The sequence below is a fragment of the Akkermansia sp. UNK.MGS-1 genome (assembly GCF_000980515.1).
Lineage (GTDB): Bacteria > Verrucomicrobiota > Verrucomicrobiia > Verrucomicrobiales > Akkermansiaceae > Akkermansia > Akkermansia muciniphila.
In genome coordinates this window covers 221,094-243,554 of sequence record NZ_LBCB01000001.1, presented here as the reverse complement: position 1 = coordinate 243,554, position 22,461 = coordinate 221,094, and the positions used below count along the sequence as shown (strand labels likewise).

The following is a 22,461-nucleotide window of genomic DNA, read 5'->3' as shown; positions in this document are numbered from 1 at the left end:
TTTTAATTACCAAAAAACCATTCAACACGATAAGTTATTTATAGTTATCTTTTTATAACTATATCTAAACTTTTTTAAAAACAGGCGGATTTACAATCCCCCGTTCAAATACACCACAATGTCCAGAATTTGACTTATCCCCGTGGCATCTGCTCCGCTGCCAGCCTTTTATCCAAATCAAGAGCCGCGCCAATGGCCGCATCCATATTGTAGTATTCCCACTCCGCAAAACGGCCTAATAAATAAATGCCTTTCGGTTCCAAGCGCTCCTTTAGTTCCCGTATGAGGGTTCGGCTGGAAGCATCCTGAACGGGATAGGTATATTCTTCCCAGTGATGGGCCAGATACACAGGGGAAAAGGGAATAAGCTCCAGCTGGCGCCTGATTTCCCCTTCCGTCATTTGCTCGGAAAATTCAATAGTCGCGGTGGTGATGTCCCCGTTATTATTATTTCTGGAAAAATTCCCCGTGCAAATGATCCGGTGGGAACGGTGGGACGGAGAGGGCATGTAAATCCAGCTGTAATCATTGGGGGAAATCCGGCAAAGCACGGAAGTGGTTCCGTGAGAGCGCAATTCTGAAATCCGGGGGAAAAACGGGCGCAATTCATCCACGCAGGGGAAACAATCCCCAAGCTGCCTGACATTCCCCGTAAAGACGACTCTGTCAAACAATTCTCCCTGCACGAGCCATTTCCCGTCCTTCGGGAGGATATTTACAGCTTCCTGCCGGTACCTGACCTTAAGGCCGCGAGCCAGCGTATCCGCCAGAAACTGGGAACCGCCGTTTTTCGCATAAAAGAAAGAACTGTGCACCATGGCGCTTTCATTGATGTGCCCAATATTGTTCAACAGGATTTCCGCCACGCTCGGCATGGGAAGCTTGTCTTCCAGCCAATCCATGGCAATTTGGCTGATATCCTGCCTCCACACTTTGTTATTGTACGGCGTGAAATAAAGGTTGTTCAGGGTTTTTCCGAAACGGTTCAGAAAAAACTCACCCAGGGAGCGGGGCTCCGCGGGAGGATTCCTGTAAAGTTCCAGCAGCTCATGGACGATGGAGGAACGGACGGCCTCGGGAAACTGGTCGAGGTGGTTCTCAATGGGATAATCCACCACATCCCCGCCCTCCAGGGAAATGACAGCCCGTCGCCGGGCGGAAACAAAATCGCGCTCCCTGTCAAACCGGGACCAAAACCAGTCCAGCACTTCCTGCCGCCGGGAATTGAACACATGGCCGCCCACACGATGATACAGGTTCCCCTGTACTTCCGTGCATTTAATCAGGCCGCCGGGCCGGGAACCCCTCTCATAAACGACCACCTCATGCCCTTTCTTCAGCAACATTCCGGCCATGGACAATCCGGAAACCCCGGCTCCGATCACAGCATATTTCATCATGGGATAAAAAGACCAATTTATTGACGCCACTATCTGGCGAAGCGGGACAATTTCACGGGATGGAGATACAGGTATTCCTCCGGAAAGGAGGCAAGCAGCTTGCCGAGGTCTCCTCCGGAAGAGGACACGAGCCCGTCAATGACGGCATTCATGGCTTCAAAGTGTTCCGGATCCTGGGGAAACCAGACGTTTCCCGACTTGTACTGAGTGTCCTCCAGCGTAGCCAGCTTTGTTCCGGGAAGAAGCTGCAACGCCGTGGGAATGGCCAGCTCCACAAACATGTTCCATGCGGAGAACACTTCAAGGATACGGCAGAAATCGTCCAATTTCCCTTTCGGAATGCAGACAATGTCCGAATATCCGAAAACGACAGGATAGGAATACCGGTATTTTTTAATCCGGTGCTTCCAGTAATTCAGCAGATGCCATACCCTGCCCTTCAACACTTTCCAATTCGCATGAATCCCCCCGGAGCTCCATTTGGGCAGAAACATGCGTACGCGCGACAATTCATCATGCCGCATGAGGTTCCTGGATTTTAAAATCCGCCTGGCCTCCTCATAGGACGGAACGTTCCTGTTGACGCTTTCCGCATCAATACCGGGAGGGGTTATGGAAAAATGGTGGGCTTCCGCCGTTCCCCGGTAACACACCGGAAGAGAAACATCCACAAAACCGTCAAGGTAACACGTATCCTCCCCATGGATTCCCAGCAGGGACGGCGTTGAAAATTCGTCAAACCTGGGATTTAAAAGAAGATCGTCTCCGATAATAAGAAAATAATCGCCATCCAACCGCCTGATTCTTTCCCTGGACTGCAAAATATAATTATAGAACTGGAAAGAATTCCCGAAGACGGAACATACGTCAGGGGCATCTCCCTTGTAGTAGGGCATTAATTGAAGCAACCCGGAAAAGCGTCTTGAATAAAGCTCTCTGATTACCGGAATGTTACGTTCATACTGATGGTTGAACAACACAACAAGAGACGTTTTCCGGGAAGAAGTATCCATGGCCGTTTGATGTTGAGAAACAAACCGTACCCTTCAACATAAATTATTGAAAAAAAGGGATTTGCTCTCTGAGTGCACGCACAGTAAAAAGAGTGCGGGGCATATTACACGGATTCCAAATCCGCTGTAATTAAAAAGAGATTGCGTGCGGTTGTTTCTGCATGACAGGAGAGCCTCTTCGCAGAAAGGAAATAAAACTGATGATCAATAATTTTCTTTGAAATACGGACTTTCCGGCAGGTATGGATGTTTCTGCCGGAATGGGAATTGATGGGGTTACCCGGATGGAATCATGAAGACGGAAGATCCCGGTCATTGGGGAAGCTTATTTTCAGAAGTTCCTTTCTTTCAAAATTTAACCTTGACTCCGGATTTGGAATTCCCCAATCGAATTTGGAATTCGTTATTTTTAGACAGTTTAAAAAAACTTAAACTGTTTATTCGATTTCATGATTTCAGCCATTCTTCTTTGTTACAATCAGAAACGTTTTATCAAGGAACAGTTCCGGGCTATTTTAAAACAGGATTATCCAGGAGAATGGGAAATAATTATTTCGGACGATTTTTCTCAGGACGGTTCTTTTGAATGCCTGGAAGAAATGGTGGAAAAAGAGGGAGAAGGACGGCGTATTATTCTCCACCGTAACGAAAGCAACCGGGGAATTGCAGGGAATTTGCAATGTGCCGTTCATTTGTCCCGGGGGGAATGGATTATCAAGTTTGACGGCGATGACATCGCCCGGGAAGACAGGATTTCCTCGTTGGCGTCTCTGGCGGAACAATATCCCGGTCATCTGGTTTACTGCCATTCTTATAATGAAATCGATGAAGATGGACAACCCGCCTATGGACGCATGCTGCCAGACTCAGATTCCGTCGTCGTCAAACCTTACAGGGAATGTATTTTTGACATTTCCCATGTTTACAGCTGTTTTGGCGGAAATGCCATGTACCACAGGTCTTTGTTCAGCGACTTCGAGTATTTGCCTTCAGGTCCCGGCATTTCGGACGATATGATGCTGTCCATGCGCGCCTATTTGAAAAAATCAGGCATGGTCGCATCCGGCAAACGGTGTTCGTACTATCGGAGACACAACAGCAATATCTGCAATTTTAAGAGCGGGAACCCCAGGACAACCCTGATCAAGAGATCGGAATTCCAGATAACAACCTGGATAATGATCATGAAAGAGGTATACGGAAAGCATAAGTCCGGGGAAATAACATACCAGGCCGCCGACCGCCTGATGAGGCTGATTCAGGCGGAACAGAGAAGGCTCCTGCTCTTCCCCTATGCTTCATTCGATAACAGCCTTCTTACCAAACTCAAATGGTTTTGGAACATCCTGCAATGCAGGCCGGGGCTTTGGCTGGTCAGCATTCCAAGATTGCTCCCGTTTTGCCTGCTGCAAAGGTATTTGAACATTAAAGACCGGATAAAAAGTCTTCCTTTTTTTCACTAACAGCAGGGATCCTGCATAAAAAACAGGAAGAAAAATAAACGTACTGATACCCTGCCTCCCTCCCTTCCATCATCGGGAAAACAAAAAAGCCGTTCCGCCGGACAGGCCTGCGCGGAACGGCCGGGAAAAGAAAACCTTGACAAGGTTAATACCTGTAAAAGTCCGGCTTGTAAGGACCTTCCACCGGAACGCCGATGTAGTCCGCCTGCTCCGGACGCAGGACAGTCAGCTTGCACCCTATCTTGGCGAGGTGCAGCCGCGCCACTTCCTCATCCAGCACCTTGGGCAGCACTTCCACGCCCACGGAACGGTCTTTACGGGTATTCCACAATTCCAGCTGGGCTAGCACCTGGTTGGCGAAGCTGTTGGACATCACGAAGCTGGGATGGCCCGTAGCGCAGCCCAGGTTGACCAGCCTGCCTTCCGCCAGCAGGTACAGGCTGTTGCCGGACGGGAACGTGTAGCGGTCCACCTGGGGTTTGATGTTAAGATGCCTGATGCCGGGATACGTCTGGAGCTTGTGTACCTGGATTTCATTGTCGAAATGGCCGATGTTGCAGACAATAGCCTGGTCCTTCATCTTTTCCATGTGTTCGATGCGGATGATGTTGCAGTTTCCCGTGGTGGTCACGTAAATATCCGCCCAGCCCAGCGTGTCTTCCACCGTCAGCACGCGGTAGCCTTCCATGGCTGCCTGAAGGGCGCAGATGGGGTCTATTTCCGTCACGACCACCTGGGCTCCCATGCCGCGCAGGGACTGGGCGCAGCCCTTGCCCACGTCCCCGTAGCCGCAGACGACGGCCACTTTGCCGGCAACCATCACGTCCGTGGCGCGCTTGATGCCGTCCACAAGGGACTCACGGCAGCCGTACAGGTTGTCAAACTTGGACTTGGTTACGGAATCGTTTACGTTGATGGCCGGAATCAGCAGACGGCCGGCTGCCTGCATCTGGTACAGGCGGTGCACGCCGGTGGTCGTTTCCTCGGAAACGCCTTTCAGCTCGGGAAGCCAGCGATGAAAAATACCCGGAGTCGCCTCGGCAATTTTTTTCAACAGAGCCTTGATGACTTCCTCTTCTTCCGATTCCGACGGGGTATCCACCCAGTCGGAGCCTTCTTCCATTTCATACCCGCGGTGGATAAGCAGGGTGGCGTCTCCGCCGTCGTCCACAATCAGCTGCGGCCCCAGCCCGTCCGGAAAGTTCATGGCCTTCCACGTACAGTCCCAGTATTCCCGCAGCGTTTCCCCCTTCCAGGCGAAAACGGGGGTGCCGGATTTGGCGATGGCGGCGGCGGCGTGGTCCTGGGTGGAGAAAATGTTGCAGCTCGCCCAGCGGACGGAAGCGCCCAGAGCCGTCAGCGTTTCTATCAGCACGGCCGTCTGCACCGTCATGTGCAGGGAGCCCATGATGCGCACGCCCTCCAGGGGTCTGGCGGCAGCGTACTTTTCGCGCACGGCCATCAGGCCGGGCATCTCATGCTCCGCAATATCCAGTTCCTTGCGTCCGAAATCCGCCAGGCCGATATCGCGCACCTTGTATTGTTCCGTTTCTGAAAACATGTCTGTAAGCGTTGTCGTAGGATTAATGAAGAAGTTGTTTCAGGAAGGCCAGGCGCGTTTCGTCCAGCTGTTCCCAGGGCAGTTCCGGATTAGTGAAATGCCCGTAGTGCGTCGTCTTCCGGTAAATAGGCTGAAGCAGATTCAGCTGTTTCACCATATCCGCGGGCTTGAAGGAAAAGATGTTTTCCAGCGCATTTTCAATGGATATTTCCTCCACTTTCCCGGTACCGAACGTATCCACCCGGATGGAAACCGGAGCGGGGTAGCCAATGGCGTAAGCCACCTGCAATTCACATTTGTCCGCCAGTCCGGCAGCCACAATGTGCTTGGCAACCCAGCGGCACATATACGCGGCGGAACGGTCCACCTTGGACGGGTCTTTCCCGGAAAAGGCTCCGCCGCCGTGGCGCCCCATGCCGCCGTATGTGTCCACAATAATTTTGCGGCCCGTCAGGCCGGAATCCCCGTGGGGACCGCCCACGACGAATTTCCCGGTGGGGTTGATGAAATATTCCGTCCTCTCATCCAGAAGCTCCGCAGGAAGCACATTTTTAATGAGTTTGACGCAATATGAGTAAATCGTGTCATGGTCCACGTCTTCCGTGTGCTGGGTGGAAATAACTACGTTTTCAATATGCGCGGGACGCCCGTCTTCGTCATAGGCCACAGCCACCTGGGACTTGCAGTCCGGGCGCAGCCAGTCCACATGCCCGCGCTTGCGCCTCCTGGCCAGCTCAATGAGCAGTTTATGCGCAAACACGATGGGGGCCGGAAGCAGCTCCGGCGTCTCATTCGTTGCGAAGCCGAACATAATGCCCTGGTCTCCGGCGCCCTGCTCCGCATGGCCCTTGCCCTCCGCCTCCCGGGCGTCCACTCCCTGGGCAATATCCGGGGACTGTTCCGTGAGCAAATTCGTGAAAAAGACGGTATCCGCATGGAAAACGTCGTCGTCCTGCCTGTTGCAGTACCCGATCTCCCGAATGGCCTGGCGGGCGATTTTTTCCGGATCGATCACCGCTTTGGTCGTCAGCTCTCCGGCAATGATGACCATATTGCTCTTCACCAACGTTTCACATGCAACGCGGCTAGTTTTGTCTTGAGCCAGGCAGGCGTCTAAAATAGAGTCGGAAATGTAGTCGGCCACCTTGTCCGGATGGCCTTCTCCAACGGATTCCGACGTAAAGATGTGAGGGGTGTTTCTACTCATATCGATAAATCTCGATGTGTTGATATATTATTCCGCTATGAAGTCAACCCTAAAAACGCTCAAACTCCTGGCAGATCCCACCCGCCTGCGCATCATCAACGTTCTGAATGAAGAATCCCTGAGCGTCGCGGAACTTCAGGAAATTCTCGGCATGGGGCAAAGCCGCATTTCCACCCAGCTGGCCCAGCTCCGGCAGGAAGGGGTGGTGGAGGACGCCCGTTCCGGCAAAAACGTCTTTTACACTCTTTCCCTGGCAGGTGATCTGCACAATGTAGCCCTGAAAGCCTGCGAGGAATTGCCGGAGGCGGAAACGGACAAAAAAGCCCTTCAGGTTATCCTGGACAAGCGCAAAAACCGCACCCAGGCCTATTTTGACGAAGTAGTGTGCCGTCTGGGCAAGAACTACGCGCCCGGCCGTTCCTGGAAAGCGCTGGCCGGTGCTCTGCTCCGCATTCTGAACTATGACGTAGTGGCGGACCTGGGAGCCGGGGAAGGTTTCGTTTCCCAGCTCATCTCCCCCAGCGCCAAACAGGTGATCGCCGTAGACAACTCCCCCAGCATGGTGGAGCTGGGGCAGGAGCTGGCGCGCAAACACGGGCTGGACAATCTGGAATACCGCCTGGGCGATATCGAAGCGCCGCCCATTAAACCCGGCACGGTGGATCTGGCCCTGCTCAGCCAGGCCCTGCACCATGCGCAAAAGCCGTCCAGAGCGCTGGAAGCTGCGTGGGATATCCTGAAATCCGGCGGTTGCCTGGTGGTGCTGGATCTGCTCCAGCATGGACAGGAGGAAGCCCGTGAACTTTACGCGGACCGCTGGCTGGGCTTCACGCCCGCCGCCCTGGAAAGCATGCTGAAGGAAGCGGGATTCCGGAACATCCACACGGATATTGTGGACAGGGAGCCGGACCCGCCCCATTTCCAGACTCTGATGGCCGCCGCCTGGAAACCGTGACGTACAGCCGTCTTAATCCATTTTCCTTCCGGAATAGCCGGAGCGGACTTTCCGACATGCCTCCACAAGATTCCTCACGGTACCGGCATGCCATCCATGAAAAGCCGCTACATCCCGGAAACCCTGTCTTCCGGAGGCCTTTCCGCCGGAAAGGGGCGGCTTCCGGATTGCAGGGCTTCCCGCATTCCCCGGACAATATCCATCATCTGTCCTGCAGACAGCTCCTCCTTACCCTCAATTTCCTCATCCACCAGCGCTTTCATTTCCTCCAGCAGATGCTCCGGCTCCAGACGGTAAGTAAGCAGCACCCGGAACAGCTCTCTTCCGGCAGCCTGCAGAGGGACCGCAGGAAAATCCGCGACACTATTCAAATCTTTTTCTTCAAAGGAATTCAGGAGCTTTGCATACCGCAGGAAAGCGCACTTGAATTCCCCTGGGCATCCGCCCATATCCACTGAAGCCAAATACCGGCGGAAGGAAATCTCCGCCGCCAGATGCACGGCCTCATCCCCCGTGGATTCCGCCAGCCACGTTTCCTTTTGCTTCAGATGCACAAGCAGGAGGACCTTCCTCATGGCTTCCCTCTGTCTGCCCTTGGGGCCACTTTTCAGTTTGACCAGGTCCAAATCCAGATCCGCGGCATCGGGGCTCGCTACATCCTGGGCGAGAGACACACCCAGGGAGGCCGCCATTATGACAAACGGCAGCCACCTCCTCATGCATTCCCGAATATGGACCATTGCGGTCAGCCATTACATGAAAAACGCCGGAAAATCAACCCAAATCCAGCGCCTCCGGCATGAAGAAAATCCATGCCGGAATGTTGTGCCCGCCCAGAGGAACACCCGGAACTGCAGATCATTCCGACATAAGCTCCATCCCTCCGTTTTCCAAGCGTTCCGGGCGGGAAAAGAAGGAAAAAACGATGTCCGCACCCGTACCCGGCTGCTGGCCGGGAAGGACGGCTTCATGCCAGCCGGAGAGATTGACGGACACACGGGCATATGAGAAAAAACCGTCTATGCTATTCGCAGTAGTGATTTTCCTTTCCGTGGTCGTGCTCGGTGTCATTGCCGCGCTGCGTTTCACCAAAGGCATCATTCCCCTGCGCACCTACGAATCCCGGGAACTGCCCGGCTTCCCCGGCCCGGCGGGATTAATCCACCGCCTGGACGGTGCGGAAAAACGCCAGCGGAAACTGGAGAAAGCCCGGTTTCCCGGAGTGGATGAAAACGGATTCATCAGCCTTCCTCCGGCATGGGAAGGCAAGGTGACCGCAGGCCGGCTGGCCTGCGTAGCCCATACCTGGGCCATGAGCAGCCTGGTCCGGGAAGACCCGGAGGCGGCAAAAGCCCGCAAAACCGCCTCTGCGCGCGCCACGATGATTCCTTTTTTCACAGCTCTTATCCTGCTGGGAATGCTGACGGCCGGACTGTTGAAATTCCAGATCGCGCTGGCCATCGGGCTGGCCTGCTGGGCCTTTTTCACTTTCTCCGCCCTTCCCTCCCAGTTCCGCGAATGGAAAGCGGCGGAAATAGCCAAATCAGGGCTAAAGGAAGCCGGGCTGTGGCCCGTGCTGCCTTCGGACGCCATGGCTGTGGAACAATGCCTGAAAGCGTTGTCATGGTGCCACGTGGCAGGCTTCCGACGCATTCTGCCCAGATAGCGGTTTCCCCGGCGATGAAGCGCATTTTTCCGGTCAAACCGGCCTTTGGGAGAAAAAAATCTTGAAACGGGGATGCGTGTAACCCACTCTTTCATCGTCGTCAACTTTTCCTTACCGTTTCCATCTCTCCATGAATGAGTCCGCAAACCCCATCCTCAAATATTTTTCGGAATTCAAGATCCTGAAAACCGTATCCAAGGATTTCTGGCTTACCAACGTCGTCCAGTTCTTCGACGGAATGGCCTATTTTTCCATGATTACGGTATTCGTCCTCTACCTGACAGACTATTGCAGCTTCAACGATGCGGACGCCGCCCTCTGGGTAGGCCTGTACACCCTTTTCATCTCCGCCTTCGTCTTCGCGGTGGGTTCCATCTGCGACATCATCGGCATACGGCGCACTTACCTGATCGGCTTCATCATCCTCATTGCCGGGCGCCTTATCATGGGCTTCGGTCCGGACCTCAGCCCAACCGTGGACTCCGGAAGGCTGGCCGTCATGGCGGGCATTCTGATTATGTCCTTCGGCACGGCGTTCATGTCCCCCGTCATCCAAACTTCCATCCGGCGCTTCACTCCGCTGAAAGCGCGTTCCACGGGCTTCAATATCTACTACCTGCTGATGAACATTTCCGCCGTCATCGCGAACGTGTTCCTGATTGAATTTTTCCGCAAGCACTTCGGCGCCGTGGACGGCGGATACTGGATTATCAACTTCGGAACGCTGATGGTGCTGCTGGGCTGCATCACCACCCGTTTTATTAATGAAGACAACTACGCGGAACCCAGCGAACGGGAGGCGAACATCAATGCCCCCCTCCGCAGACCTCTCCAGCTCTTCATGGAGGTGTGGAAGGAATCCGCCTTCCGCAAACTTATCCTCTTCCTTGTGCTGACCATGGGCGTGCGCATCGTTTTCACGCTGCAATTCCTGGTGATGCCCAAATACTACGTGCGTACGCTATATGACGACTTTGCCATAGGCTCCATCAATGCCGTCAACCCGGCCATCATCGTCTCCGGCCTCATCCTGCTCATTCCGGTGCTGGGCCGCTTCTCTACCGTTGGTCTCATGATTGCGGGCATGTCCATCTCCGCTTTCTCTCTCGTTTTCATGGCCATTCCCATTGAATGGTACTACCTGGTGCCCGGCATTGAAACGCGCTCTCAGGCGTATCTGGTAGCCATTGTGGCGCAGATCCTGGTATTCGCATTCGGGGAACTGCTCTTCTCCCCCCGCTTCTCCGAATATGTGGCGCGGGTAGCTCCGAAAGACAAAGTGGCCTCCTACATGTCTCTGGCGGCGCTTCCCATGTTCATCGCCAAACCCATCAATGGCATCATCGGCGGCCTGCTCGTCGCCTACCTCTGCTATGACGGCATCTGCGCCAAGATGGATACCGGGCACATCGGCTTCTGGGACTCCCCGGAATTCATGTGGACCATTTACCTGGCCATGGCCGTAATCAGCCCCATCGCCATTATCATGACCCGCAGGACCATCACCTCGGACCATCCCGAGGAAGACGCGGCATCGCCACCCATCAGCGCCATTGAAGCGGAAACGGATCCCGCCCTGACGGCGGAAGAATTTACGGAAGCCAACTCCTGAACTTACGAGACCATGAACCAGCACACGCGCAACATCATTGTGGATTCCCTCATCCTGGTAGCTTTCAGCTCCCTCCTCGGCGGTCTCAGCCTGTTGGTCTCCAAATCTTTCTCTGGAGATCCCAACCCGGCCCTGGACCTTATCACCGTAATGAAGAAAGCGGAGGCCAAAGAAGTCAACGCTTCCTCCGAACAGGAGGAGAAGGAAGCCCGAGTCAAGGGGATGAAGGAATTCGAACAAACCCTGAAGGAAGGGGAAGAACTGGCTGCGGCAGAAGGAAAGGCTTTTGTCAACATGACGGATCCCCATGGCAGAACTCCTGTCATGTGGGTATGCTACGCCAACTACAACAACATTGAGACCACGCTGAAGCTGGAAGCCACTCGGGCCCCCTATCTGGACCGGCTTCTGGAAGACCCCCGCGTGGAAATCGACCGAAAGGACAAGGACGGGTGGACCGCGCTGCACTGGGCTTCCTGGAGCGGGCTGGACCGCCTGTCCGACATGCTGATTGAAAGGAAAGCAGACATCAACAACCGGGAGGGCAACGGCTTTACGCCCCTCATGCTGGCAGCCATGCGCGGTAATTTCCAGGTGGCGGCCCTGCTACTGGAAAAAGGAGCGGATATGACTGCCGTCAACAAATTCGGAAAAAACGCCCTTCAACTGGCGGAAGAAGGAGCTCTCGCTTATCAATCCAGCTTTGACCTCACTAAGACGGAAGTTTCCAAAGCCCCGGTGGATTCCTTCATCCGCGCTTATGAAAAGGCCGTGGCCGGCCTGCCGCCCGAACACGCCCCGGAATTCATGGAAGCCATGAAAAAAGCCGTGGGACGCCAGTCTTTCGTGGAAACAGGGTACGTCCTCCAGCTCATCACGCGCTCCCTGAGTTCCAAAAACCTGCTCACGGAAGAACAGTCCGGAAAATTCCGGGAGGAAATCACCGGAGCAATCGCGGAAAACTCCCGGATCATTGATGTCCGCGGTGTGGCTTTTGAACACACCGTGGACCTGCTCCGCAAAGCGGCGGAAAAATAACGGCCTTTCCTTCAGGGTTCAGACATCCGCCACTTTTGCTCTTGACGCTTTCACGGCTCCTTTCTAGGATTCGCGGCATACCATGGTTAGAGCATTGCGCACCGGCATCATGCTGCTCACCCTTCTGCTGGTCGTCGTAGGCGGAACGGGTATGGTTTCCGTGTGCCCGTGTCATGAAGAAATTTTCATTTTTTCCTGTTCCTGCCATCAGGATGCCGCCCCCTGCGAATGCCACGGGGACGATGTGCCCCGCACCGGCTCTTCCAGCCCTCTGGCCGGGCACCTCTGCGAACACCGGCAGCTGGAGATTAATGATCTGACGGTTCCCGTTCCTCATGCACCTCTGCCCCAGCCTTACGTCATCTGGCAGACATTGCCGGATTTCCACCATCTGGCCCGGCCTCTTCTTTTAATAAGCCAAACATCGGATTCCGCAACACCGGTTCCCCCTGACCCCTTCAGGAACGCCGGCCCGACGCATGAAGGCTTTCAACTTCCCCTGCTGATTTAACGGCTCTTTTTAGAAACGTCCTTAAGGGCGTTTCCTGCGGTACGCTGCCTTTAATACGGCGGCCGCTTTTATTTGTTTCCGCGGAATTATTCGCCGCATTGTCCAAACCTGATTGGACCGAACTGTTTTTATTATCTTTTCCATCATGAAATCCACACCATTCTTCGCCGGAATAGGCCTGGCAGCCCTGCTCAGCTCATGCAGCGTCTACCACAGCGCGCCTATCGACCTGAACGCGGAGGAAGCCTCCTGGAAAGAGGCGTCCAGCGTAGATTCCCCTACCTCAATCACTCAGAACCAGGCTCGCCAGATCGGCCTGGTCATGAATCCGGATCTGAACAAAGCCCGGCTGAAACTGGCTTCCAGCAATGAAGTAGCCAGGCAATCGGGCTGGTGGAACGATCCCTCCTTTTCCTGGGATATTGAACAAGTCCTCCAGGAAAATACGGTCAACATGTCCGGCAGCCTGGGCTTCACCATTCCCGTAACCGGCCTCCCCGCCCTGGAAAAAAAGGTGGCGGAACAATACAAGGAGGCCGACTTCTGGACCCTCCGCCAGGCTGAACTGGATTTTCTCAGTTCCCTGGACCAGGCATGGAGCAAACTGGCCGTTACCCAGCGCCGCAAGACGGTCATCCGGGAACGGCTGAATGCCATCCGGCGGGAAAACGGCATGATTGAACAGCTTATCGGCGCGGGGGAAGTGGATTTTTCCTCTCGGCAGGTAGCCTCCCAGCGGATGAATGACGCTATCCGGGAACTCCAAACCGTGACGGAAACGGAATTGGAGCAAAAAATGGAACTCGTCAAGCTGATGGGCCTGCATCCTTCTGCGGTACGGAAACTCGGTTTCCTGACGAAACAGAATTTCCAGCTTCCCGCCGCCGTACCGGCTCCCGGCCCTTCAGCCTTGACCGCCTCTCCAAAAATCAAGGCACAACTGGCGACCTACGCCACCACGGAGACATTATTCAAAACGGAAATCCGCCGGCAGTACCCGGAACTGGAGCTCGGCCCCTCCTTCACCCGCGACGAAGGAGAAAAGGAAGTAGGCGGAGAAATAGGGTTCAATCTTCCCCTTTGGAACCGCAATCGCAAGGCCATTGCAGAAGCCCGAGGCACACGGGACTTGTCCAGACAGGAAACCATCCAGCTTTGGAAAACGGAATTATTCAACGCCCGCCAGCTTGACGCCAGCCAGCAGATGGCGCTCCGCCACTGCCGCACGGAACTCCAGCGCATGGAATCCTTCGCCGCCTCCGTCCGGACCATGGAAAAGCTGCACGGCATTGGGGAAGCATCCCTGCTGGAACTGGCGGAAAACCGCCACCAGCTTTACGAAAGCCGCCTGGCTTTCCTGGACAATCTGGACAAGCTTCTGGCCGTTCAGGCCCAGCTCCGCTACCTCACCCACGCCAACCTTTAATCCACATCAACCCTCCACCATCTTTAATGAATATGAAACATCTTTATTTTTCCATCATGCTGGGACTGGCTCCTGCTTTCTGTCTCCATTCCGCACGCGGAGAACAGCCTGCCCCTGCAGAACACAAACACGAGGACGGTTCCGCCTGCACGGCGGATCACGGCCATGACGACCATCAGCACAAGGCAGGGGAAACCTGTACTCAGGGCCACGCCCACGAAGAACACAGGCATGCGGACGGAGCCGTCTGCACAGGCGACCATGAACTGGAAGGTCACCAGCACGCGGAAGGGGAAGCATGCACGGGCGACCATGAACGCGAAGAGTCTGCGGAAAAAAATTCCAGCCAACCGGGGGACATGATTCCCGTGCATGTGGATGAAAAAGCGCGCCATTCTCTGGACATGCGCTTTGAGAAAGTGGAGGAAACCTCCCACGGAGCGGCGAAAACCCTTCACGGGCAGATGGTCATTCCTCCCCATGCGGTAACCACATACGCCCTTCCCGCCGCAGGGCGCGTGACATTCAACGTCAAATCCGCACAACAAGTGCGCAAAGGGGAACTGCTGTACACGCTGGCATCCCCGGATATTGTGGAAATGGAAGGAAACGCCTCCCAGGCCAGGGCCGCGCTGGACCGTGCCGCAGCAGAACTCGGAACCCTCAGGGAACGCCGGGCCCAGTTGGAAAAAATCGGCACCCGCAACAGCGAACTGAATACTTCCATCCAATTCAAAGAGGCGGAAATCCACAGCCTCCGGGCTGCCCTGAACGCCAGCAACAATAAATTGAAACTGGTGATGGAGTCCGGCGTATTGAAAAATAACCTTCTTTACATATACGCAGCGGCGGATGGTTCCGTTCAGTCCGTGAACATGACCCAAGGGGCCTGGGGAGAACAGGGCGCACCTGCCCTCGTCATGACCAATAAAGGGGATCTGGAATTTACCACGACCATTTATGGGACGGATCCCGTCCATTATGCAAAAGCCCGGCTGACTCTGACCAGCGGTAAAAACACGGAACTGCTGAACGGCTCCCTGAGGGTGGCCGAACAGGTAGATCCCGCCACCCAGTCCAGGGCCCTGTATTTTACCCCGGACCGCATACCGGAAGGGACACATGCCGGCCAGCTGGCCCGGTTGGATCTGTACTCCCATGACGCCGCCACGGAGGGCTTCATTCCCGTCCCCAACAGCGCCGTCGTCAAGGTAGGGGTGAACGACGTGGTTTTCATCAAGGCGGGAAACGATACATTTGTCATGAAAAAAGTGGAAACACTGCCTTCCCGTCAGGGAAAAACGCCCGTCAAGGGACTGATGCCGGGACAGACCATCGTCACCAAGGGCGGGTATGAATTGAAATACATCCTGCCCACCGGAGAGGCCGGAAGCAAAAAAGCAGCCGGGCACTTCCACGCGGACGGCCAGTTCCACGAAGGAGAACACTAAACGATGTACAAAATAAAAGATTAAGGAACAAATACCCCGAATTCCTTTGGAATAAACCCTTGAATCTTAGGTATTCAGCAATCAGAATCCATGAACTTTCTCATTTCATTCTGCCTGAACAACAGGATTACTGTGATCCTGCTGACGATTGCGCTGGCAATCATCAGCATTTTCGTGGTGAAGAACATTCCCGTGGACGTATTCCCGGAACTGAAGGTCCCGCGTGTCACCATCCAGACGGAAGCCCCCGGCCTTACTGCGGAAGAAGTGGAACAATACATCACCATTCCCATTGAGTCCGCCATGAACGGAACCGCCGGAGTCAAAGGCGTCCGCTCCTCCTCCGGCAGCGGGCTTTCCTTCGTATGGGTGGATTTCGACTGGAACAAAGATATCTACCAGGCCCGGCAGATTGTAACGGAACGTCTTGGAGCAGTCCGGGAATCCCTGCCGGAAGGGACATCCCCGGAGCTGGCCCCCATCGTCTCCATAACGGGGGAAATCATGCTCATCGCCCTGACTGGAGACAAGGATACCTCCCAGCTGGACATGAGGCAACTGGCGGAATACAAGCTGCGCACGCGCCTGCTGGCCATTCCCGGGGTGGGGCAGGTCACGGTGCTGGGCGGGCGTCTGCCGGAATACCAGGTGATTTATGATCCCAACAAACTCAAACTGGCCGGGGTGGACCTTTCCAGCCTGAAAACGGCTATTCAGGAATCCCAATCTTCCGTCCCCGCAGGGTATCTGGAGGATGTAGCCGGGCAGGAACTCCCCATCCAGCAGGATACCCGCACCGCCAATATTGAACAGCTCAACCGCGCCCTGGTTCCGGACCATGCCTCCGGAATACTCCGGCTCCAGGATGTGACGGAAGTCAAGATAGACGGTGCGCCGCGGCGGGGAGATGCCGGATTTATGGGGGAAGACGCCGTAGTGCTTTCCGTGCAGAAGGTGCCGGGAGCCAATACTCTGGCCCTGACACAGGCCGTGGATGCAGCCGTCAGGGAATTCAGTCAAAGCCAGCTTCCCAAGGGAATGAAACTGCACACCGCAGCCTATCGGCAGGCGGATTTTATTGAAATGTCCCTGGATAACGGCACGGAAACCCTCCTCATTGCCGGAGCGGTGGTCATGATCGTCATCTTCCTGACGCTGCTGAACCTTCGCACGGCCATCATCACGCTGATTTCCATGCCCCTGTCCATCCTGTTCGGGATGATGATGTTCCCCGTCTTCGGGCTGGCCATCAACATCATGACCCTGGGCGGCCTTGCCGTAGCCGTGGGAGACGTGGTGGACAACGCCATTATCTTCGTGGAAATAGCCTGGAGGCACCTGAACAGGAACGCCGCCCTGCCGAAAGATAAGCGCAAGAGCAAGTATGAGGTTCTGATGAAAGCCAAGAGCGAAATCGTAGGCTCCATTTCCTTCTCCTCCGTCATCATCCTGCTGGTATTCACTCCGGTGCTCTTCCTGTCCGGTCTGGAAGGCCAGTTTTTCCGGCCCCTGGGGATCTCCTACATGCTGGCCCTGCTTTCTTCTCTTATTGTAGCTGTCACCATTACTCCGGTTCTCTGTTACATATGGTTCAAGAAAAGCAAAAACGCCGCTACTCTGGAAAGCGGGGATTCCTTCAGCTCCCGCCTCATTAAACGCATTTATGCCCCCATCCTGGAATTCTGCCTGCGCTTTTCCAAAACGGTCTGCGCCATCATGACGGCCATTACGCTGCTGGCCCTGTGGCTGGGTTCCACGTTCGGAACCAGTTTCCTGCCGCCGTTCAACGAGGATTGCTACACAGTCTTCGTCAGTACGGTGCCGGGAACTTCCCTGGATGAAACGGAGCGCATCTCCCGGAAAGTGATGAAAGATATTGAACAGATTCCGGGGGTTCTCAGTGTCACCCAGCGCACGGGACGCGCGGAAAACGACGAACACGCAGAACCCGTCAGCGCCTCCGAGCTGCTCGTGCGCGTGGATCTGAAGAAAGACCAGAAAGAATTGCGCGCCGCCATCAAGAAATGCATTGACGGCATCCCCGGCACCAGCTCCATGATCGGCTATCCGCTGGCCCATCGCATCAGTTCCGCTCTGTCCGGCTCCAACTCGGAAATCGCCATCAACATTTACGGCACGGAGCTGCCCCAGCTCCGCCTGGCGGCCCGGAAAGCCAAGGAAATTCTGGAGAACATGCCGGAAGTGGCGGATGCACGCGCCAACCGGGAAATTATGGTGGATACCATTCGCGTGCAATACAATCAGGAAGCCCTGGCTTCCTACGGCCTGACCATGGCGAATGCTGCGGAACAGGTTTCCACGGCCATGAACGGACAGAAACTGGGAGAAGTCATCAAAAACCAGGACCATTGGAACATTGTCCTGCGCATTGACCCCAGACTTAAAACGTCCATGGAAGATGTCAAAAACCTGGAACTCATTTCCCCCAATAAAAAAACCGTGCGCCTGGACGACGTGGCACAGGTGTACCGGGAGGAAGTTTCCAACCTCATCCTGAGGGACAACACCATGCGGAAAGCCATGATTTCCTGCAATCCCTCCCCCAATTCCAACCTGGGAGACCTCGCGAAAGCCTGTCGGGAACAATTGGACCCGGTAATGAACGCCATGGGCTGTACCGTAGACTATGACGGCACTATCAAAGCACGGGAATCCGCATCACAACGGCTTTACGTCCTGGGCGCCATCGTCATGGTGCTCATCGTACTGCTCCTTTCCTCCGCACTGGGAAGCGTCCGGCGCGCCATGCTGACTCTGGTGAACATACCGCTGTGCCTGGTGGGCGGCATCGTAGCCGTTTTCCTTGCCTCCCCCGGTACGCTGTCCTCCCTGTTTGGAGGAACTTACATTCCTCCCATTCTTTCCGTGGCTTCCATTGTGGGGTTCGTGACCGTCATCGGCTTCGCCATCCGCAGCGGCCTGATTCTGCTCAACAGGTACCGGGCCCTAGAACATCAGGGGATGGAACCCGCGGAAGCCATACGGGAAGGTTCTCTGGAACGCGTGGTCCCCATCATCATGACTTCCCTGACTACCGTGCTGGGGCTGCTCCCGCTGATCTGGGCCATTGACCAGCCCGGAGGCGAACTGCTCGGCCCCCTGGCCATCGTCCAGTTCGGCGGGCTGGTGACAGCCACCATCCTGAACCTGCTTATCATTCCGGCCACGGCCAAACTCTTCTCCCGCTGGATTGCCTCCCGGCGGAAGGAATTGAAAGCAACCTCCTGATTCATTCAGGACTCCGGCGGCGGGACCGGGGAGAGGATGAGCCCCGGTTCCGCTTTTTACAGCAACAGACATAACGAGTCCTTGCCTTGCAGGCCGATAAGGGGCACACATGGAGGTTCAAGCTTCACCTTCATGCCCAAACGGAAATCCACCAGAGAGCACCTGCTCAATACGGGTGCCATGATTGTCGGGGAATCCGGGCTGCGCGCCCTTACCGTTCGCGGCCTGTCCCTGCGGGCCGGCACCAATACAGGGAGCTTTGTCTATCACTTCGGCAACCGGGAAGCTTTTCTGACCGAGCTTCTGGAACGCTGGTACGAACCTCTGTTCACCGGCATCAGGACCCATGCCAACATTCATCTTCCGGCCTTTGAAAAACTGGAAGCCATCCTGGGAGACGTCATGGAGTTCCTGCTGCGTCACGGCCAATTCATTGCCCAGCTGGTTCTGGACGCCCTGGCAGGGGAACAGGCGGCCATCCGTTTCATTTCAGGAATCCATACGCGCCATCCCCTTGTGCTGCTGGAAACCATACGGGAAGCCCAGCAGGAAGGATCCGTGCTCATGGGAGACCCCATGAACATCCTCATTTACCTTGTCTGCTGCGGGGGAGCCCCCTTTATCCTTTCCGGACAGCTCCAAGTGCACGACTCCAAAGCAGCTCGGCCCGTTCTCGACTTGCTGGGTTCTATCCTCAATGATCCGGAAAGCGCCAGACAACGCATGACCTGGGCGCTCCGCGGCATACGGCGGGTCTGAGATTTCAGCAAAGGGGCAGACCGGAAAAACGCGTCGCCTCCCGGCCCCCTGCCGAACCAAAATATCGCCGCCCTTACACGCACGCTCCCTTCTTACCTCCGCCATTGGGGGCGATGAGGCGGACGGGGAGGCGGAGGAGGAGGATTATGGTGGCGCCAGTCATTGCGGTACCTGTCCTTGTCACGGTCATGCTGGACAGCCGCCCCAATAGCAGCGCCGGCAGCCAGCGCCCCCACACCGATGGCGGCGGCTCCACCGGGCGTTACGGAACTGTTCCCGTAGCTGTCCGTCGTGCAGGACGGCATGAAAGAAAGCGTCATTCCCGCCAGGGGAAGAAGCCAGAATGATTTAATATGCCTGTTCATGAGATAAAAAATAAGGATTAACACCGGCAGCCCGGTTACATCCGGTAAGCGCGGAATCCCTTGATGATTTGTTTAAATATGTCACAGTCCTGAACGGAATTCCCGGAATCATAACAGCTACGCGCGCAGCAGGCTTTTCATTACCCCCCTGTTCCGGCGTTCCTGAATACGGAAATCCGCATGCACTGTAAAAAAACAGACATGCGGATGGAAAAAGCGTTCATCTTCCGGAAAACTTCGGAAACGCCCGCATGGATTATTTCTGTTCTACTGCGGGCTCAATACGAACGGGACTCTGAATATCAAACAGGCTCTTGCGCAGCAGGTAGCCTCCGCTCTGCAAGGCAAATGCACTGGCCGGAAATTTCTCCGCCAGTTCACGGTAAAAGGCGCCTGCGGCGGCATTGTCTTTCTTAGCCCGGGCAATGTCCCCCAGGCACATGGTGGCAAAACCGGAAAAAGTAGGATCTCCCGCATCCACCACGGAACGGAACAACCCTTCCGCCTCATCCGCTTTCCCCCGGTTCATCAGACGGCAGGCCAGGGTAACGGAAGCCTGGGCTTTCCATTCCTCCGTGGGAGCGGAATCAATAAAAGCTTTCATTTTGGCCACGCCTTCATCCTCCTTGCCGGCGTTCCACAAGGCAATGGCCTGAAGGTAAGAGGCAGTGACGGCGGCGCGGGAACTGTCAAAGTCAGCCACCACCTGCTGAAGCCCCTGTTCGTCCAGGGAAATTTCCCCGGTTGCCGGGGATTCCGGCATAGCGGCCACCAGAGCGGCGCCTGCCTTTCTTTCCATGGAATCCTGCACGCCATTATAAATAATCCATCCGGCAGCCCCAAGGACGCATAGCAACACAACCAGCGCAACCTTGCCGTAATGTTCATCCAAAAACTGTTCATGCTTGGCCGGGCCGACGGAAATTTCCGCAAACGCACTTCCGTCGCCCATCGGCATATTGTCCATGGCCCGTTTAATATCCTTGATATCCATAATATGTTGAAGAGGGTTCTACCGTGTTGTCCCAACCAAATCAATCAGCTTTTTACTTATCTTCGCCATGTTCCAAAAGCTGCAGGGAATCCTTCAGTCCCAGATTCCTGTAAATTTCCCGCGTTGCCCGGCTCTGGTTAAGCGTATAAAAATGAATGCCGTCCACATCGGAATCCAACAGTTCGGCGCACTGGCTGGAGGCGTATTGGATGCCTACCTCCTGAATAGCGTCCGGATTGGAACCCGCACGCTTCAGCGCCTTAAGCAGCCTGGCCGGAAAACAGGTGCCTCCGGAAAGCTCTGCCATGCGGTTCATGCCGGACAGGCTGGTCACAGGCATGATTCCCGCCAGGATAGGCACCTTGATGCCGGCCAGCAGACAGCGTTCCCGGTAATCCAGGAAAGAATGATTGTCAAAAAACAGCTGGGTGCAGATATAATCCGCGCCGGCATCCACCTTGGCTTTCAGGAAATCCATCTCGCGCAGACGGTTGGGAGTGGCCGGATGACCTTCCGGGAAGCCGGCCACGCCTATGGCGAATCCATCCGGATCCGGGTGACGGCCGGATTCATTATATTCACGGATAAACGTCACCAGATCCGCCGCATGGCGAAAAACATCCGCATCGCGGTTGTAATCCTTCGCTCCCCGGGGAGGATCTCCCCGAAGTGCAAGAACGGCCCGCACTCCAGCCCGGGCGTATTGGTCCAGGATATTCCATACCTCCTCCCGGCTATGCCCTACGCAAGTAAGGTGGGGCACCGTAGGAATACGGGATTCATGCTGGATGCGCAACACCACTTCGCGGGTAAGCTCGCGGGTGGAGCCCCCTGCACCATACGTCACGCTGACGAAACTGGGGCGGTAAGGCTCCAGTTCACGGATAGTCTGGTACAAGGCCGATGCTGCCTGCTCGTTTTTGGGCGGGAAAAATTCAAAGGACAGGCTGGGACCGGCGCCCGATTGCAATCTTTCTCTCAGGTGCACTTCTCTTTACTTGGCTTGGCTAAATACGGATCCGCATCACGGCTCCATGGGAATCATCACCGGTTTGGGAGCTTCCACGGGGACGGGGGTGGAGGGAGAAGCCATACCGGACTTGTCTTCTTCCGTCATGTTTTCCTGCCAGCTCGCAGGCGGAACAATGACTTCATCCCCCGGCTTGATAGGTTCCTTGTCATTATTATCAAAAAGCGTATTACGCTTCACGTAGGACTGGAACACTTTCCCGTCCGGGTCAACTCCGTCGATAATCAGGGATACGAAAATGCTCCCGCGTCTGCGGATTCCCAGCTCCTGCCCCACTTTCAAGTCAGGTTGGCCGATGGACTGGAACAGGACCAGGTTGGCGTCACGGTAGTATTCCGTCACACGGCCCACCTGCTCCGCATCCTTGATTTCATTAAGCCATTGCAGCCGGGGATCTCCCTTTTCCATGCTCTGGCGTTCCAACAAATCGCGTTCTTCCTCCGCCAGGGCATGACGCTTCTTCAGTTCTTCATTCTCCTTCTTCATCCGTTCCAGCTCCGCCGAGACATGAGCCAGTTCCTCGCTCACCACAGGATCCGCCACCACCACCGGCTGAACGGCGGAGGCAGGAGCCTGCGTGGGCATCGGAAGATACGGGGAGGAATTGACAGGTACCGGAGCGGAGGCCATCTGCTGCTGTTGCTGAATCACATCCATTCTTGAAGAAATATTCACATAAATCATTCCCAGAACGGCCAGCACCACCACCAGAAACGCCAGGATAAGAATGCGGAAATTACTCATGTCGTCAAACGGTAGAG

General features: G+C 55.3%; 20 protein-coding genes. 10 read left to right on the top strand and 10 right to left on the bottom strand.

Annotation, left to right across the window (positions count from 1 at the left end):
* Window positions 1-134: 134 nt before the first annotated feature.
* Window positions 135-1,400, bottom strand: a complete 1,266-nt coding sequence (locus WW58_RS01050) for a protoporphyrinogen/coproporphyrinogen oxidase (protein ID WP_046434558.1) — start codon at window positions 1,398-1,400, stop codon at window positions 135-137.
* Window positions 1,401-1,429: 29 nt separating this feature from the next.
* A complete protein-coding gene (locus WW58_RS01045) occupies window positions 1,430-2,413 on the bottom strand; it encodes a hypothetical protein (protein WP_046434556.1) in 984 nt (327 codons plus the stop codon).
* A gap of 449 nt (window positions 2,414-2,862) precedes the next feature.
* Between WW58_RS01045 and WW58_RS01035 the strand changes: the two genes are divergently transcribed.
* On the top strand, window positions 2,863-3,876 hold the full coding sequence (locus tag WW58_RS01035; protein ID WP_046434554.1) for a glycosyltransferase: 1,014 nt from the start codon (window positions 2,863-2,865) through the stop codon (window positions 3,874-3,876).
* Window positions 3,877-4,021: 145 nt separating this feature from the next.
* Here WW58_RS01035 and ahcY read toward each other — a convergent pair whose 3' ends face one another.
* Window positions 4,022-5,437, bottom strand: a complete 1,416-nt coding sequence (ahcY, locus tag WW58_RS01030) for an adenosylhomocysteinase (protein WP_046434551.1) — start codon at window positions 5,435-5,437, stop codon at window positions 4,022-4,024.
* Between the two features lie 22 nt (window positions 5,438-5,459).
* On the bottom strand, window positions 5,460-6,644 hold the full coding sequence (gene metK, locus WW58_RS01025) for a methionine adenosyltransferase (RefSeq protein ID WP_046434549.1): 1,185 nt from the start codon (window positions 6,642-6,644) through the stop codon (window positions 5,460-5,462).
* A gap of 37 nt (window positions 6,645-6,681) precedes the next feature.
* Here metK and WW58_RS01020 point away from each other — a divergent pair, with 37 nt between their 5' ends.
* Window positions 6,682-7,599 (top strand): ArsR/SmtB family transcription factor, encoded by a 918-nt coding sequence (locus WW58_RS01020; RefSeq protein ID WP_022197900.1) that lies wholly within the window; start codon window positions 6,682-6,684, stop codon window positions 7,597-7,599.
* 107 nt (window positions 7,600-7,706) lie between these two features.
* Here the strand turns inward: WW58_RS01020 and WW58_RS01015 are convergent, their stop codons facing one another.
* Window positions 7,707-8,318: a hypothetical protein gene (locus tag WW58_RS01015; protein WP_146023977.1), complete on the bottom strand. Its 612-nt coding sequence runs from the start codon at window positions 8,316-8,318 to the stop codon at window positions 7,707-7,709.
* A gap of 139 nt (window positions 8,319-8,457) precedes the next feature.
* Entirely contained in the window at window positions 8,458-8,595 is a 138-nt protein-coding gene (locus tag WW58_RS12685) for a hypothetical protein (protein ID WP_164907830.1), read from the bottom strand.
* Window positions 8,596-8,620: 25 nt separating this feature from the next.
* Here WW58_RS12685 and WW58_RS01005 point away from each other — a divergent pair, with 25 nt between their 5' ends.
* From WW58_RS01005 to WW58_RS00970, 8 genes are all read left to right on the top strand, one after another.
* Window positions 8,621-9,265, top strand: coding sequence for a hypothetical protein (locus WW58_RS01005; RefSeq protein ID WP_022197898.1), 645 nt, complete (start codon window positions 8,621-8,623; stop codon window positions 9,263-9,265).
* A gap of 130 nt (window positions 9,266-9,395) precedes the next feature.
* On the top strand, window positions 9,396-10,877 hold the full coding sequence (locus WW58_RS01000) for an MFS transporter (RefSeq protein WP_022197897.1): 1,482 nt from the start codon (window positions 9,396-9,398) through the stop codon (window positions 10,875-10,877).
* A 12-nt stretch (window positions 10,878-10,889) separates the two neighbouring features.
* A complete protein-coding gene (locus WW58_RS00995; protein ID WP_012420104.1) occupies window positions 10,890-11,915 on the top strand; it encodes an ankyrin repeat domain-containing protein in 1,026 nt (341 codons plus the stop codon).
* An 82-nt stretch (window positions 11,916-11,997) separates the two neighbouring features.
* Entirely contained in the window at window positions 11,998-12,426 is a 429-nt protein-coding gene (locus WW58_RS00990) for a hypothetical protein (protein ID WP_022197895.1), read from the top strand.
* A gap of 145 nt (window positions 12,427-12,571) precedes the next feature.
* A complete protein-coding gene (locus WW58_RS00985; protein ID WP_022197894.1) occupies window positions 12,572-13,852 on the top strand; it encodes a TolC family protein in 1,281 nt (426 codons plus the stop codon).
* 32 nt (window positions 13,853-13,884) lie between these two features.
* Window positions 13,885-15,303 carry an efflux RND transporter periplasmic adaptor subunit gene (locus WW58_RS00980; protein ID WP_146023978.1) on the top strand — a complete coding sequence of 473 codons (1,419 nt, stop codon included), beginning with the start codon at window positions 13,885-13,887 and terminating at the stop codon, window positions 15,301-15,303.
* A gap of 90 nt (window positions 15,304-15,393) precedes the next feature.
* On the top strand, window positions 15,394-18,552 hold the full coding sequence (locus tag WW58_RS00975; protein WP_046434537.1) for an efflux RND transporter permease subunit: 3,159 nt from the start codon (window positions 15,394-15,396) through the stop codon (window positions 18,550-18,552).
* A gap of 132 nt (window positions 18,553-18,684) precedes the next feature.
* A complete protein-coding gene (locus WW58_RS00970; protein WP_031930717.1) occupies window positions 18,685-19,311 on the top strand; it encodes a TetR/AcrR family transcriptional regulator in 627 nt (208 codons plus the stop codon).
* A gap of 92 nt (window positions 19,312-19,403) precedes the next feature.
* Here the strand turns inward: WW58_RS00970 and WW58_RS00965 are convergent, their stop codons facing one another.
* The 4 genes from WW58_RS00965 to WW58_RS00950 form a co-directional block, all read right to left on the bottom strand.
* Window positions 19,404-19,676 (bottom strand): hypothetical protein, encoded by a 273-nt coding sequence (locus WW58_RS00965; RefSeq protein WP_012420098.1) that lies wholly within the window; start codon window positions 19,674-19,676, stop codon window positions 19,404-19,406.
* A 256-nt stretch (window positions 19,677-19,932) separates the two neighbouring features.
* Window positions 19,933-20,670, bottom strand: a complete 738-nt coding sequence (locus tag WW58_RS00960) for a tetratricopeptide repeat protein (protein WP_046434533.1) — start codon at window positions 20,668-20,670, stop codon at window positions 19,933-19,935.
* Between the two features lie 52 nt (window positions 20,671-20,722).
* Complete coding sequence (gene metF, locus WW58_RS00955) at window positions 20,723-21,658, bottom strand: methylenetetrahydrofolate reductase [NAD(P)H] (RefSeq protein ID WP_012420096.1); 936 nt, start codon at window positions 21,656-21,658, stop codon at window positions 20,723-20,725.
* Window positions 21,659-21,694: 36 nt separating this feature from the next.
* Complete coding sequence (locus WW58_RS00950; RefSeq protein WP_046434531.1) at window positions 21,695-22,444, bottom strand: hypothetical protein; 750 nt, start codon at window positions 22,442-22,444, stop codon at window positions 21,695-21,697.
* Window positions 22,445-22,461: the final 17 nt, after the last annotated feature.